The organism is Enterobacter sp. Taxon_8, from assembly GCF_058354585.1.
This window is the reverse complement of record NZ_CM177989.1, coordinates 3,945,064-3,958,163: the sequence shown is the minus strand read 5'-3', so window position 1 is coordinate 3,958,163 and position 13,100 is coordinate 3,945,064. Positions and strand designations below refer to the sequence as shown.

The window sequence follows — 13,100 nt, the reverse complement described above, 5'->3', positions numbered from 1 at the left end:
GACAATCTCTAATACTAATCTTGTTCTTAAAATTAAAAAACTACCAGTTTTAAGAGGTAAGATGTTTTGAGTAAAAGTAAACATCGGACAGGGGAAAAGGTTCAGGAAAAATTATCATTTAAGTTTTACTTTAATACCACTTCACCTAATGACCAGGTTTATCATTGCCAACACGCGCGTGGCAGGCAAATCATCTGCGCTTGACCCACGACAAAGCAGCCCTCCACGCTCTCCACCATAATCGCGCCTGTTTCCCTTCTCACTGGTGCTACCCATGGCGTATCAACTGAACCTGAACTGGCCGGAATTTCTTGAGAAATACTGGCAAAAACAACCCGTTGTGCTGAAAAATGCCTTCCCGAATTTTGTCGACCCGATTACACCGGACGAGCTGGCGGGTCTGGCGATGGAGCCGGAGGTCGATAGCCGTCTGGTAAGCCATTTCAACGGTAAATGGCAGGCCAGCAACGGTCCGTTTGAGCACTTCGACGATCTGGGCGAAACCGGCTGGTCGCTGCTGGCGCAGGCGGTGAACCACTGGCATATGCCCGCCGCGGAGCTGGTGCGTCCGTTCCGCGTTCTGCCGGACTGGCGTCTGGACGACCTGATGATCTCCTTCTCCGTGCCCGGCGGCGGCGTGGGTCCGCATATCGATCAGTACGACGTGTTTATCATTCAGGGGATGGGCAGCCGCCGCTGGCGCGTGGGCGACAAGCTGCCGATGCGTCAGTTCTGCCCGCATCCGGCACTGCTGCATGTGGATCCGTTCGAGCCGATTATTGACGAAGATCTGGCCCCGGGCGATATCCTCTACATCCCGCCAGGATTCCCGCACGACGGCTTTACCCATGAAACGGCGCTCAACTACTCCATCGGCTTCCGCGGGCCGAACGGCCGCGATCTGATCAGCAGCTTCGCCGACTACGCGCTGGAGAACGATCTGGGCGGCGAGCACTACAGCGATCCGGATCTGACCTGCCGCGAACACCCGGGCCGCGTGGAGCAGTACGAGCTCGATCGCATTCGTCAGATGATGATCGACATGATCGGCAAGCCTGATGATTTCACAAAATGGTTCGGCAGCTTTGTCTCCACGCCGCGTCACGAGCTGGATATCGCCGCCGCCGAGCCGCCTTACGCGCCGGAAGAGGTGCTGGACGCGCTGCAGGGCGGCGAAACGCTGTCTCGCCTGAGCGGCCTGCGCGTGCTGAACGTCAACGGCAGCTTCTTTATCAACAGCGAACAGCTGGAGACGGTAGACGCGAAGGCGGCGGATGCGCTGTGCCGCTACACGGAACTCGGCCAGGCCGAGCTGGGCGATGCGCTGAAAAACCCGGCGTTTGTTGAAGAGCTTACCGGGCTGATTAACCAGGGATACTGGTACTTCGACGAGTAGTGCGGCACGGTTTTCTCCCTCTCCCTGTGGGAGAGGGGCGGGGTGAGGGCATCAGGCCGCACTAGCCCTCCTCCATCGCAATCACAATCGCTTCACCCAGCTTCTTCAGCGCCTCGCGGTTTTTCTCCGTCGGCGGCAGCGCCACGTTGATTCGCAGGCAGTTGCGGTACTTCCCTGAGGCGGAAAACAACGACCCGGCCGCGGCCTGGATCTTCAGCCGGCACAGCTGCTTGCTGACGCACACCATGTCGACCTTCTCCGGCAGCTCAATCCACAGCAGGAAGCTACCCTGCGGGCGCGTGACGCAAATCTCTGCCGGAAAATACTGCCGTACCCAGCAGGTGTAAGTTTCCATATTCTGCTGATAAATCTGGCGCATGCGGCGCACGTGGCGATGGTAATGACCGTCGCGAATAAACGCCGCCACCGCCATCTGCGTGCCCGGCACGTTAAACCCGCCGGCGGCGTATTTCATGTGCATCACCCGGTCGTAGTAGCGTCCCGGTACAATCCAGCCGACGCGCAGGCCCGGCGCCACGGTTTTGGTAAACGAGCTGCAGAGGATCACGCGGCCGTCGATATCCATCGAATGAATGGTGCGCGGGCGCGGGTACTCCGCCGCCAGCTCGCCGTAAATGTCATCCTCAACAATCACGATATCGTGCCGCTGGGCGAGGGCCAGCACCTGCTTTTTCCGCGCCTCCGGCATGATAAACCCGAGCGGGTTATTGCAGTTGGGCACCAGAATCACCGCCTTGATTGGCCACTGCTCCAGCGCCAGCTCTAACGCTTCGATGCTGATCCCGGTTTCAGAGTCGGTAGGAATTTCAATCGCCTTGATGTCAAACCCGCGCAGCATCTGCATGGTGCCGTGAAACGACGGCGATTCCACCGCCACGATATCTCCAGGTTTGCATACCGAGAGCAGGGCGATTGATAGCGCACCGTGGCAGCCGTTGGTAATCACAATGTCGCTTGCCGAGACGGTAGAGCCGCCGTCCAGCATCAGGCGCGCGATCTGCTCGCGCAGCTCCAGGCGCCCGTCGAGCACGTCATAGCTCAGCATCTCACCGGGGTTATGCTGCGCGATGCGGCTCATCTCGCGCCACAGGGGCTTCAGGCTCGGCTGGTTAATGTCCGGCGAACCGCCGCCAAAGGAGATCATCTCTTTGTCGGCGCGGGCGTCCAGCAGCATCATCACCTCATCCCACTGGGTAACGTCCACCGGGCGCTGCACCGGGCGCGTCATTGCCGGTACGGGCGGCTGGGCCTTGCGCGGCGAGACAAAATAGCCGGAGCGCGGCTGAGGGGTTATCAACTGGAGGTTTTCGAGGATCTGGTAGGCCTGCTGTATGGTGCTGATGCTCACGCCGTGCTCCTGGCTCAGCGCACGCACCGACGGCAGACGTTCGCCGCTGCGATACAGACCTTGTTGAATGCGTTCTGCCAGAAGGTTGGCGAGATGTTGATAGCGCGTCATGCTGTATCCTTTGTTTTCACCATACAGATTATAAAACCAGTACAGATTGCTGCGAAAATTGGCATGCAGATACTGTTTTAGCGGATCTGTATGTTAAACAAAAGCTGTTTTTGCATCTGTATTGCACGGGTGGATTTCCGGGATGATAACCCCACTGGCACAGTGAGGAGAGCATCATGGAATTTTACGAGAATCGTTCAAAACGTCCGTTCGTCGTGTTTGTCTGGATCGGAAAAACGATCTGCAACTGGTATCGCATCAACCGTACCCGCCGCATCCTGAGCCAGATGAGCGACGAGCAGCTGAAGGACGTTGGTTTATCCCGCAATGATATTTAAACCCCTGGCCGGGTAAGGCGCAGCCGCACCCGGCGATGTTCAGCGCAACAGCTCAAACGTCTGCCGCTTCGGCCTTTCCAGTAAATCCAGCGCCTCCTGATACGACCGCACGTTGTTATAGCCCATCACCAGTCCGTAGCGTTTGCCCGACCCGCGATACCACTCCGAGAGCGCATTGACCTGCAGCTGCTGTTCCTGCCAGCAGCGCGCCACTTCCCGGTCACGGCTTCCTTTGGTCAGGAACGCCACGATATGCATCCCGCCGTCGTTTTGCTCGGTGAAAAACAGATCGCCATACACCTCCTGCAGGGCGGCAATCATCCAGTCGCGGCGGGTCTGATACAGCGCGCGCATCTTTTTCAGGTGACGGAAAAAGTGCCCTTCGTTGAGAAACGCGGTGAGGATCTTTTGCGTCAGCACCGGCTGGCCGCTGGTGGTGATGTCCGCGCAGTCGGTAAAGGCCCCGACGGTGCTGGCGGGCATCACCACGTAGCCCATGCGCAGCGACGGCATGATGGTTTTACTGAAGGTGCCCATAAAAATCACCCGGTCGTGCTGGTCGAGGCTTTTCAGCGACGGCAGCACCTTGCGGGTGTAGTGGAATTCTCCGTCGTAATCGTCTTCGATGATCCACGCCTCGTTCTGGCTGGCCCAGTCGAGCAGCTGCTGCTTGCGCGGCAGGGAGAGCGTCACCGCCAGCGGGCTCTGATGCGACGGGGTGACGATGGCAAAACGTGCGTCGCGATGGTGGTGGAGCAGGTAGTCCGTATCGATGCCGCAGCGATCGACCGGCACGGTGTGCAGGCGCGGCACGATCCGCTTGAGCAGCTGCTGGCCCATAAAATAGCCCGGATCTTCAAACAATACCTTGTCGCTGCGGCTGGCTAGGGTGTCGAGGATCAGCCGCAGGCTACCGCTGTAGCCGCTGGTGATCAGCACCTGTTCGGCGCTGCAGGACAGCCCGCGCGAAATGTTGAGATAGCTGGCGATGGCCTGGCGCAGCGGATACCAGCCCAGAACGGGCGGGTTGAGCATCTCCTCCTGACGCATGGCCCGCGTCGCCTGGCCCGCCAGCAGCAGCCATTTTTTATATGGAAAGCTGTCGAGGGCCGGGATGCCGGGGCGCAGAAACCCCGCCCGCTCGCGCTGGCTGATGAGCGATGCCGGAAGCGTGCCGGTGGGCTGTTCCGCGGGGGCTGTCTTGTCCGGCAACAGTAAGTCCGGGTTAACCCGCGTACCGCGCGCCCCCTGGCTCACCAGATACCCTTCGCCCGTCAGAATGGCATACGCCGTTTCGACGGTTTTACGCGCCACCTTCAGCTCTTCGGCCAGCACGCGGATGGCAGGCACCTTATCGCCCGGCTTCAGCACGCCGCGCATGATGTTATCGCGGTAGCGGGAATAAATCTCGTGATAGCCCGGCTTCATGTCCTACCTCATTTCACGCTTTTTGTATCTTTTTACTATGTCATGAACGGCGTAGATTTGCCTCATCGCACGGCACATGCCGCACAAAAAGAGGAAAGACAATGAGCACTCGCGTTAACCACCATAAAGTTACACCTGTCCTCGCCAACGCGCTGTCTGCCCTGAGCATGGAGGTGGCAAAAACCTCCATCGACCCGGCGCTGAAACACCTGATTGACATTCGCGTGTCGCAGCTGAACGGCTGTACGTTCTGTCTGGATATGCACTCAAAAGAGGCCAAAATCGCCGGCGAGCGCGAGCTGCGCCTGTACCATCTGGCGGCCTGGCGCGAGTCCCCGCTGTTCAGCGCCCGCGAGAAAGCGGCGCTGGCGTTCACCGAAGCGCTGACCCAGATTAGCGTTCACGGCGTAAGCGATGCGCTGTACCGCAGCGTGGCGGAGCACTTCTCGGATGTCGAGATTTCAGAGCTGAACTTCGCCATCGTGGCGATCAACGCCTGGAACCGTCTGGGGATCACCTCCCGCATGGCGCCCGGCGCGCTGGACGCGGCGTACGGGCTGAACAAGGCTAACCTGGAATAATTCCGCGCTCGCGGATCATCGCCACCAGCGCCCGCAGTCCCGGCGGGACGTGGCGATGGCCGGGGTAGTACAGGCGCAGCCCGGCAAACGGCTGCGCCCAGTCGTTTAAGACGCTCACCAGTTCCCCGCTTTTCAGCTCGTCCCGAATATAGAGTTCCGGCAAAAATCCCACCCCTAATCCTGCTTTCACGGCGCGGATCGAGGCAAAAAGATCGGACGTCGCAAAGCGCGGCGGCACGGCAAGGGCGTACGTTTCCCCCCGACGCGCCAGCTCCCAGCGGTAGATCCCGCCGTGGGCCATGCGCATGCCGATCCCCTGGTGTGAAAGCAGATCGTCCGGCGTTTCGGGTATGCCGTGACGGGCGAAATAGTCCGGCGTGGCGGTGACGAGCTGGCGGATCTCACCGGTCAGCGGCACGGCGATCATGTCCTGCGGGACGGACTCTTCGAGGCGGATCCCCGCATCATAGCCTTCCGCGACGATGTCGATCATTCGCGCTTCGCTGACGGTCTCTACGCGCATCTTCGGGTAGCGGATCATGAAGTCGATCAGCAACTGGTCCAGAAACAGCGTGCCGATATGGTTCGGCACGTTCAGCCGTAGCGTACCGGCGGGTTCCCCGGTGTCGCTGTGGATCTCCTCGCTGGCGAGACGGATCTCCTGCAGGGCAGGGCCGATACGCGCCACGTACCGTTGCCCGGCGTAGGTGAGGGCCACGCTGCGGGTGGTGCGGTTGAAAAGTCGCGTCTCAAGGCGGCTTTCCAGCCCGGCGATGGCGTTGCTGACCGCCGTGGCGGACATCCCCAGCTCCTGTGCCGCGCCGCGAAAACTGCCGCGCCGCACCACCGCCATCACTACTTCCAGCTCTGTCAGACCTGAACGATGCATAGATTATCCTGAAAATCGAAACAACCCTTGCAGCATAGCGTGGATTATCGCAACGGAGAAGCCGTGACAGACTGGGCTCACACAGCCTGAGGAGGTTTATATGCACACCATCGAACAGATCTTTATTAACGGCGAGTTTGTTACCCCGCACGGTACCGAGTGGTTTGATTTGTACAATCCGGCGACGGCGCAGGTCATCGGCCAGGTTCGTCTGGCGGATGAGGTTGACGCAACGCGCGCCATTGCGGCGGCAAAAGCGGCGTTTCCGGCGTGGTCGCAGACCACAAAACAGGAACGCATCACCGCGCTGAAGCGCATGCACGCCGCCGTGGCCGCTCGCCACGACGATCTGCTGGAAGCGGTCATTGAAGAGTACGGCGCGCCCGCCTCGCGCTCGGCGTGGATGGCCAGCTATCCGGCGGAGGTGATTGCTCAGGCCATCGAGGCGCTGGAGGCGTTTGAGTTTGTCACCCCCGCAGGTGCAGCGACGGTGCAGATGACGCCGCTTGGGGTGGCCGGGTTGATTACGCCCTGGAACAGCGACGCGGGCTTTATCTGCGGCAAGCTGGCAGCCGCGATGGCTGCGGGCTGCACGGCGGTGATCAAGCCGAGCGAAATGAGCGCCTTGCAAACGCAGATTGTCACCGAAGCGCTGCGCGATGCTGAATTACCGCCAGGGGTATTTAATATCGTCACCGGACGCGGCGAGACGGTAGGCGAAACGATTAGCCGTCATCCGAACGTGGCAAAAATCTCGTTCACCGGCTCCACGAATACCGGTAAGGCGATCCTGCGTAACGCGGCGGGAAGCTTTAAGCGCGTGACGCTGGAGTTGGGCGGTAAATCGCCGACGATCCTGCTGGATGATGTGGATCTCGCGCAGGCGATCCCGCTGGCGATCCAGGCCGGGTTTATGAACAGCGGGCAGGCGTGCGTGGCCGGAACGCGCATTCTGGTGCCGCAGGCGCGCAAGGCAGAGATCGAAACCGCGCTGGCGCAGGCCGTGGCGGCGGTGAAATCCGGCGGCCCGCGCGATAGCGCAACGGACGTCGGCCCCATGGTCAGCGAAAAGCAGTGGCTGCGGGTGCAGGGCTATATCCGGAAAGGTATCGAAGAGGGGGCACGCCTGCTGGCGGGCGGTGAAGGGCGACCGGAAGGCACGCGGGACGGCTGGTTCGTGCGTCCGACGCTGTTTGCCGACGTGAACAACCGGATGACGATTGCCCGTGACGAGATTTTCGGCCCGGTGCTGTGCGTGATCCCCTATCGTGACGAGGCGGAGGCGATCGCCATTGCCAACGACACCGACTACGGCCTGAGCGCGATGGTGCTGGGTAGTGATGTAAACCGCGCGCGACGCGTGGCGCAGCAGATTGTTTCCGGTCGCGTGCTGGTGAACACCCTGGCTCATGAACCGAAAGCACCATTCGGTGGCTTCAAGCACTCCGGTTTGGGGCGCGAGATGGGCGAGTGGGGAATTCGGGCGTTTATGGAGCCGAGGTCGATTGTGGGCTAAAACTTCGCTCTTTACCGAAGCATTGTGCTTTTCCATCCCGCATGCTCTCCCCAACATCGCAACGGAGAGAAAACCATGATCGCAGTCATTTTCGAAGCTAAAGCCGCGCCTGCCCATCAGGCGCGCTATCTTCAGCTTGCCGCAGAGCTTAAGCCGCTGCTGGCGGACATCGACGGCTTTATTGATATCGAACGGTTCCAGAGCCTGACCACCGACGGCAAAATCCTGTCCCTTTCCTGGTGGCGGGATGAAGAGGCCGTCCGCCGCTGGAAGCAGAACGTCTTTCATCAGGCGGCGCAGGCCGAAGGGCGTGAGTCAATTTTTGCGTACTACCGCATCCGGGTGGCGCAGTTGGTGCGGGAATACAGTTCCGAAACCGGAGGGCATGCCGATGTATGACGTTCATGTCATTTTTCGCGATACCCCGGGTGAACTGGCGCGGTTTGGACAGCTGCTGGGCCGCAACGGCGTGGGGCTGGAGGGCGGTGGCGTATTTGGTACACATGCCCATTTCCTGGTGGAAGACGGGGAAAAAGCGCGACGCGCGCTGCTCGACGCCGGGTTTACCGTACAGGCGGTGCGACAGCCGGTGATCAGAAAGCTTAAGCAGGAACGCCCCGGTGAGCTGGGTGAAATCGCGGCGGCGCTGGCGGCACGCGGCGTGTCTATCCTGACTCAGTACAGCGACCATGCGAATCACCTTATTCTGCTGACGGATGATGATAAGCTGGCCGCAGAGATCACCGAACCCTGGGCGGCCCATGCTTAAGACGAGTTTACCCCCCGATAACAGCGCGATGCTGGAAAAGGCGATTGCCGCGGTGGCGGCTGCCATGGCCGATCCGTCGCGCGTGAAGATGCTCTGTGCGCTAATGGACGGGCGGGCGTGGACGGCCACCGAACTGAGTGCGGCGGCAGACGTCGCCCCGTCGACCGCCAGCGGGCATCTCGCCCGGCTGGTTGAAGGTCAGCTAATTACCTGCCTGTCGCAAGGGCGGCATCGCTATTATCGTCTTGCCGGGCACGACGTGGCGGCGCTGGTGGAGCAAATGATGGGGCTTTCCTGGAGCCGTATTACCCCGCCGGAAACCACCGCGCCGAAAGCCATGCGTGAAGCCCGGACCTGCTACGACCATCTTGCCGGTACGGTGGCGGTGCAGATCTATGATTTCATGCAGGCGGAAAGCTGGCTGGAGGCAGACGGTTCAGCGCTCACGCTGTATGGCCGGGAGCAGTTCCTGGCGCTTGGCGTTTCGTTAAGCGATCACCCGCGCCGGAAGGCCTGCTGCGCCTGCCTGGACTGGAGCGAGCGGCGGTTTCATCTCGGCGGTGAGGCGGGGGCTGCGTTGCTCATCCACATGGAAAGCAAAGGCTGGATACAGCGGGTGGCGGGGTATCGGGAGGTGGTGGTGACGGCGTCGGGGAAGGCCGCTGTAAAGAGGCTTTTTAGCCGCTAAAAACGCCCGGTGGCGCTGCGCTTACCGGGCCTACGCGTACATTGCCTCCAGTAACACCTTTCGCAATTCCTGCGCTTTCGCCTCTCGTTTCTTGATAGTTACCCTGATAACTATTATCTTGACCGCGTGTGACGAGAGGTTTCCCCATGAGTGAAGAAGAACTGTTCTGCCGCAGGCCGATGGGCATGCGGATGGCGATGATCGTGCGCCAGTGGCGTGCCGTCATCGACGAGGCCATTCTCGATACCGGGTTAACCCAGTCGAGCTGGACGGTGATGATGCAGCTTCATCAGCTCGGGGATAACGTCTCAATGAGTGAGCTGGCGGAGGTGCAGGGCATTGAACTGCCGCCGCTGATGCGCACCCTGACACAGCTGGAAAAGCAGGGATACCTGCTGCGCGCCGTATCGCCTTACGACAAGCGCATCCGGCTTCTGACGCTGACGCCTGAGGGAAAAGCCCTGTTACAAAGGCTCACTCAGGTGATTGAGACGTATCAGGCGCGCGTATCGCAAAACATCGCGCCGGAATATCTCGACATTTTCAGCGCCACGTTGAATCAAATCGCCTGCAATTTGCGGACAATCCGCGAAGAAGATAACAAGATCGAAAAATAATGACCCCTGAACAAAAGTTTGCCCGCTGGGTAAGGGTGAGTATTGCCTCTTTCCTGCTGATGTTTGTCTACTTTATCGTCGCGGATATCTGGATCCCGCTGACGCCGGACTCCACCGTGATGCGCGTTGTGACGCCGGTGTCTCCGCGCGTCTCCGGCTACGTGGCGGCGGTACATGTCCATAACAACAGCCAGGTGAAGAAAGGCGATCTGCTGTTTGAACTCGACGACACGCCGTTTCGCAATAAGGTGGAAGCGGCGCAAATCGCGCTCGAGCAGGCTCGCCTGTCTAACGAACAGCTGGATGCGCAGATCGCCGCCGCGCAGGCCAGCCTGAAAACCGCCGTGCTGACCGCGCGTAACGACAAAGTGACCTTTGATCGCTACCAGAAGCTGAGCACGCTGCAGAACGTCTCGCAGGCGGATCTGGATAAGGTTCGCACCACCTGGCAGAGCAGCGAGCAGTCCGTCAGCACGATTCAGGCCAACATCCGCAACCTGCGCATCCAGCGTGGTGAGCGCGAAGAACACCGCAACGTGACGCTGCAAAAATACCGCAACGCGCTGGATGACGCTGAGCTGAACCTCGGCTGGACGAAGGTCTACGCCCAGGCGGACGGCACGGTCAGTAACCTGCAGCTGAGCCCCGGCTTCTACGCTTCCTCCGGTTCCGCCGCGCTGGCACTGGTGAACAACCAGACCGATATCGTGGCCGATTTCCGTGAGAAGAGCCTGCGCCATACCCATCAGGGCACCGATGCGGCCGTGGTGTTTGACGCCTTCCCGGGGCGCGTTTTCCGCGCCCACGTCACCAGCAGCGACGCGGGGATCCTGGCGGGTCAGGAGGCCGTTAACGGTCAACTGTCCGAACCGGAAACCTCCAACCGCTGGGTGCGCGACGCCCAGCGCATGCGCATTCACGTCGCGCTGGACGAAGAATTGCCGAAGTATCTGCCGACCGGCGCCCGCGCGACCGTACAGCTCTACAACAGCGAAGGGCCGTTTGCGCGCTTCTTCTCCGGGATGCAAATCCACCTGGTGAGCCTGCTTCACTATGTCTATTAGCACCCTTGCGCGGGTCTTTACCCCGCACGGCAACATCGTCTACACGGCAAACGACTTTCGCCAGACCCTGCGCATCGTCTTTGCCGGGATGATTGCGCTGAGCATCTCCAGCTTTTACAACACCAGCTACGGCGTGTTTTTTGTGGTCTATCCGATCATGCTGCTGTCGCTGGTGCCGGTCTTTAATCGCCACGTGGCGAAGCAGTTTATCTTCAGCGCCGCGCTTAACTGCGTCGAAATGATCTTCATTATCGGCTATCTGTCGCAATGGCCGGTAATCATGACGCTGGTGGTTTTTGCCCTGTACGTGATGCGCTTTCGCTTTATGAGCAAGGGGCCGCTGTTCCTGTTTGGCTCAATGGGCGTGGTGTGCCAGAGCGTGATGCTCAACTTTATGAGCTACCCCACTACCAACTGGCACACGCTGCTGTTTTCCAACATCGAGGCGAGCGTCATGGCGGTGTGCCTGAGCGCGCTGATGAACTATCTCCTGCCGGACGTGGAGCCCCGCAAGCCGCCGCCGCTGATTGAGAAAGACGACGCCCGGGTGCGCCACGAGTCGCTGCTCTCCGGCACCGTCGCGACGCTGATTTTCGTCGTGTTCCAGATTAGCGACTTAAGCGATTCGCTTTCGGCGCTGATGGCGGGGATTTTGATTCTGTTCCCAATGCACTACCGAGGTTCGGTGATGAGCTCGATCTGGCGCGTGGTCGGCGTGGTGCTGGGCTGTCTCTACATTCTGGTGGTGCAGCTAATACTCTACGATCACAGCAGCCATATGCTGCTGATGATGCCGCTGATTGGCCTCGGGCTGGCGTTTGGCGCACGACTCCACGTGATGGAAAAGGTGGGGGCGGGCGTGGGCTTTTCCAGCATCACCACCATCGGCATTATGTTCGGGCAGAACATGCACCCTGACACTGACCTGGTGTTCAGCGATCTGTACCGCATCACCTCTGTCACCTTTTCGCTGGTGGCGACGCTGACGATGGTCTTTCTGATGCACCTGATCCTCAACCGCTTCGAGGCGACCCGCTACGTCATCGCGCCGCCAAAAGCAGATTAATGCCCCAGCACGGCAGGCAGCTGCGAGAGTAAAAACAGGATCAGGCCAATCGTCCCGCCCACCAGGGTTCCGTTGACGCGGATAAACTGCAGATCCTTGCCAATGTTCAGCTCAATCTGGCGTGACATGTCTTTGGCGTCCCAGCTTTTCACCGTGTCGCTGATGTGGCGGGTCAGAAACGCCGCGAAGTCCGGCGCGAGGCGGTGTGCGGCCTGCTCCAGATGCTCGTTCAGCGATGCCCGCAGGCTGGCGTCGTTAGACAGCGTTTCGCCAAACCACAGCCCGGCGTTGGCGATGCGCTGCTTCACGCGCGAATCTTCACTCTGCATATCTGCCTTCAGCCACTTGCGCAGATCGGCCCACATCTCGCCCAGATAGCGGTTAAACGCCTCATCGTTTTTCAGGTAGTGCTTGATGTTGTCGGCTTTTGCCGCCATCTCCGGATCGTTTTTCAGATTGTCGATAAGCTTCAGCGTGGCGCGGTCGAATGCCTGACGGATCTGGTGCGTGCGGTCGTGGCTGATATCGTCCAGCAGCGTATTCACCGCGTTCGACACCATCTCCGCGCTCTGATCGCCCAGCCACTCGGTGGGCAGCACCATCGCCTTGCGTGGATGCTCGGTCTTCAGCCAGTGGACAATCTGATCGGCAATAAAGTCCCGCGTGCTTTCCCGCTGAATCAGGGTAATCAGGCGATTGATGATGGCGTCGAGCAGCACCTGATGGCGGTTGTTTTTGGTCATGCTCTCCAGCATCACGGCGCTGGTTTCAGTGAAATCGACCTTATCAATGGCCTTATGCACAGCGCGTTTGAGCAGGCGCTGAATGCGCCCGTCGTCGGTCAGTTCGAGAAAACCGCTCATCACCTGCATCAAGTGCAGCCCGACGCGCTGAGCGTTGTCGGGCTTGCTGAACCAGGCGCCGATCATCTGCGCAGGTTCATAGCGACGGATCAACGCCACCAGCGACTGGGTATCCAGAAACTTCTCCTGAACAAACTGGCCGAGATTGTCGCCGATCCGGTCTTTATTGCGCGGGATAATCGCCGTATGGCGCGAGATAAACGGAATGGGCACCCGGCGGAACAGCGCAACCACCGCAAACCAGTCAGCCAGCGCGCCGACCATTGCCGCCTCGGCAATGGCCTTGACGCCGCGCACCCAGAAGGTCTGCGGTAGGAACAGGGTGGTGATAAAGGCCGCGGCGGCAACCAGCAGCAGCGACAGCGCCAGCAGCTTGGCGCGTTTGAGTTCAGCTATTTTTTCCAT

At 60.0% G+C, this 13,100-nt stretch carries 14 protein-coding genes; 10 read left to right on the top strand and 4 right to left on the bottom strand.

Annotation, left to right across the window (positions count from 1 at the left end):
• Positions 1–274: 274 nt before the first annotated feature.
• On the top strand, positions 275–1,396 hold the full coding sequence (locus tag AC4IBF_RS18835) for a ribosomal protein uL16 3-hydroxylase (RefSeq protein WP_133293709.1): 1,122 nt from the start codon (positions 275–277) through the stop codon (positions 1,394–1,396).
• Between the two features lie 61 nt (positions 1,397–1,457).
• On the opposite strand, the gene AC4IBF_RS18830 is transcribed toward AC4IBF_RS18835, so the two are convergent.
• Entirely contained in the window at positions 1,458–2,876 is a 1,419-nt protein-coding gene (locus AC4IBF_RS18830) for an aminotransferase-like domain-containing protein (protein WP_133293710.1), read from the bottom strand.
• A gap of 176 nt (positions 2,877–3,052) precedes the next feature.
• On the opposite strand from AC4IBF_RS18830, the gene AC4IBF_RS18825 reads away from it, so the two are divergent.
• The gene (locus AC4IBF_RS18825; protein WP_045357378.1) at positions 3,053–3,214 is read left to right on the top strand and encodes a DUF1127 domain-containing protein; all 162 of its coding nucleotides are present in this window, start codon (positions 3,053–3,055) and stop codon (positions 3,212–3,214) included.
• A gap of 39 nt (positions 3,215–3,253) precedes the next feature.
• On the opposite strand, the gene pdxR is transcribed toward AC4IBF_RS18825, so the two are convergent.
• Positions 3,254–4,642 (bottom strand): MocR-like pyridoxine biosynthesis transcription factor PdxR, encoded by a 1,389-nt coding sequence (gene pdxR / locus AC4IBF_RS18820; protein WP_136195665.1) that lies wholly within the window; start codon positions 4,640–4,642, stop codon positions 3,254–3,256.
• Between the two features lie 101 nt (positions 4,643–4,743).
• Between pdxR and AC4IBF_RS18815 the strand changes: the two genes are divergently transcribed.
• Positions 4,744–5,223 carry a carboxymuconolactone decarboxylase family protein gene (locus tag AC4IBF_RS18815; RefSeq protein ID WP_133293712.1) on the top strand — a complete coding sequence of 160 codons (480 nt, stop codon included), beginning with the start codon at positions 4,744–4,746 and terminating at the stop codon, positions 5,221–5,223.
• Here the strand turns inward: AC4IBF_RS18815 and AC4IBF_RS18810 are convergent.
• Positions 5,210–6,112 (bottom strand): LysR family transcriptional regulator, encoded by a 903-nt coding sequence (locus tag AC4IBF_RS18810; RefSeq protein ID WP_491463013.1) that lies wholly within the window; start codon positions 6,110–6,112, stop codon positions 5,210–5,212. The genes AC4IBF_RS18815 and AC4IBF_RS18810 overlap by 14 nt on opposite strands.
• A gap of 100 nt (positions 6,113–6,212) precedes the next feature.
• On the opposite strand from AC4IBF_RS18810, the gene AC4IBF_RS18805 reads away from it, so the two are divergent.
• From AC4IBF_RS18805 to AC4IBF_RS18775, 7 genes are all read left to right on the top strand, one after another.
• Positions 6,213–7,628 carry an aldehyde dehydrogenase family protein gene (locus AC4IBF_RS18805; protein ID WP_491463012.1) on the top strand — a complete coding sequence of 472 codons (1,416 nt, stop codon included), beginning with the start codon at positions 6,213–6,215 and terminating at the stop codon, positions 7,626–7,628.
• A 75-nt stretch (positions 7,629–7,703) separates the two neighbouring features.
• Complete coding sequence (locus tag AC4IBF_RS18800) at positions 7,704–8,027, top strand: antibiotic biosynthesis monooxygenase family protein (RefSeq protein ID WP_033144543.1); 324 nt, start codon at positions 7,704–7,706, stop codon at positions 8,025–8,027.
• Positions 8,020–8,397 (top strand): amino acid-binding protein, encoded by a 378-nt coding sequence (locus tag AC4IBF_RS18795; RefSeq protein ID WP_133293715.1) that lies wholly within the window; start codon positions 8,020–8,022, stop codon positions 8,395–8,397. The genes AC4IBF_RS18800 and AC4IBF_RS18795 overlap by 8 nt, the downstream gene beginning before the upstream one ends.
• Positions 8,390–9,085 (top strand): ArsR/SmtB family transcription factor, encoded by a 696-nt coding sequence (locus AC4IBF_RS18790; protein ID WP_491463011.1) that lies wholly within the window; start codon positions 8,390–8,392, stop codon positions 9,083–9,085. The genes AC4IBF_RS18795 and AC4IBF_RS18790 overlap by 8 nt, the downstream gene beginning before the upstream one ends.
• 146 nt (positions 9,086–9,231) lie before the next feature.
• On the top strand, positions 9,232–9,702 hold the full coding sequence (locus AC4IBF_RS18785; protein WP_252093369.1) for a MarR family winged helix-turn-helix transcriptional regulator: 471 nt from the start codon (positions 9,232–9,234) through the stop codon (positions 9,700–9,702).
• Complete coding sequence (locus AC4IBF_RS18780; RefSeq protein WP_133293718.1) at positions 9,699–10,766, top strand: HlyD family secretion protein; 1,068 nt, start codon at positions 9,699–9,701, stop codon at positions 10,764–10,766. Before AC4IBF_RS18785 ends, AC4IBF_RS18780 begins: the two co-directional genes overlap by 4 nt.
• Positions 10,756–11,832, top strand: a complete 1,077-nt coding sequence (locus AC4IBF_RS18775) for a DUF2955 domain-containing protein (RefSeq protein WP_133293719.1) — start codon at positions 10,756–10,758, stop codon at positions 11,830–11,832. Before AC4IBF_RS18780 ends, AC4IBF_RS18775 begins: the two co-directional genes overlap by 11 nt.
• On the opposite strand, the gene AC4IBF_RS18770 is transcribed toward AC4IBF_RS18775, so the two are convergent.
• The gene (locus AC4IBF_RS18770) at positions 11,829–13,100 is read right to left on the bottom strand and encodes a DUF445 domain-containing protein (protein WP_252093371.1); all 1,272 of its coding nucleotides are present in this window, start codon (positions 13,098–13,100) and stop codon (positions 11,829–11,831) included. The genes AC4IBF_RS18775 and AC4IBF_RS18770 overlap by 4 nt on opposite strands.

Excerpts from the sequence above, each read along its gene's own strand:
- AC4IBF_RS18805 (WP_491463012.1), top strand. The coding sequence starts at position 6,213 with ATGCACACCATCGAACAGATCTTTATTAACGGCGAGTTTGTTACCCCG.
- AC4IBF_RS18785 (WP_252093369.1), top strand. The coding sequence starts at position 9,232 with ATGAGTGAAGAAGAACTGTTCTGCCGCAGGCCGATGGGCATGCGGATG.
- AC4IBF_RS18795 (WP_133293715.1), top strand. The coding sequence starts at position 8,020 with ATGTATGACGTTCATGTCATTTTTCGCGATACCCCGGGTGAACTGGCG.
- AC4IBF_RS18770 (WP_252093371.1), bottom strand. The coding sequence starts at position 13,100 with ATGGAAAAAATAGCTGAACTCAAACGCGCCAAGCTGCTGGCGCTGTCG.
- AC4IBF_RS18810 (WP_491463013.1), bottom strand. The coding sequence starts at position 6,112 with ATGCATCGTTCAGGTCTGACAGAGCTGGAAGTAGTGATGGCGGTGGTG.
- pdxR (WP_136195665.1), bottom strand. The coding sequence starts at position 4,642 with ATGAAGCCGGGCTATCACGAGATTTATTCCCGCTACCGCGATAACATC.
- AC4IBF_RS18800 (WP_033144543.1), top strand. The coding sequence starts at position 7,704 with ATGATCGCAGTCATTTTCGAAGCTAAAGCCGCGCCTGCCCATCAGGCG.
- AC4IBF_RS18825 (WP_045357378.1), top strand. The coding sequence starts at position 3,053 with ATGGAATTTTACGAGAATCGTTCAAAACGTCCGTTCGTCGTGTTTGTC.
- AC4IBF_RS18815 (WP_133293712.1), top strand. The coding sequence starts at position 4,744 with ATGAGCACTCGCGTTAACCACCATAAAGTTACACCTGTCCTCGCCAAC.
- AC4IBF_RS18775 (WP_133293719.1), top strand. The coding sequence starts at position 10,756 with ATGTCTATTAGCACCCTTGCGCGGGTCTTTACCCCGCACGGCAACATC.
- AC4IBF_RS18790 (WP_491463011.1), top strand. The coding sequence starts at position 8,390 with ATGCTTAAGACGAGTTTACCCCCCGATAACAGCGCGATGCTGGAAAAG.
- AC4IBF_RS18835 (WP_133293709.1), top strand. The coding sequence starts at position 275 with ATGGCGTATCAACTGAACCTGAACTGGCCGGAATTTCTTGAGAAATAC.
- AC4IBF_RS18830 (WP_133293710.1), bottom strand. The coding sequence starts at position 2,876 with ATGACGCGCTATCAACATCTCGCCAACCTTCTGGCAGAACGCATTCAA.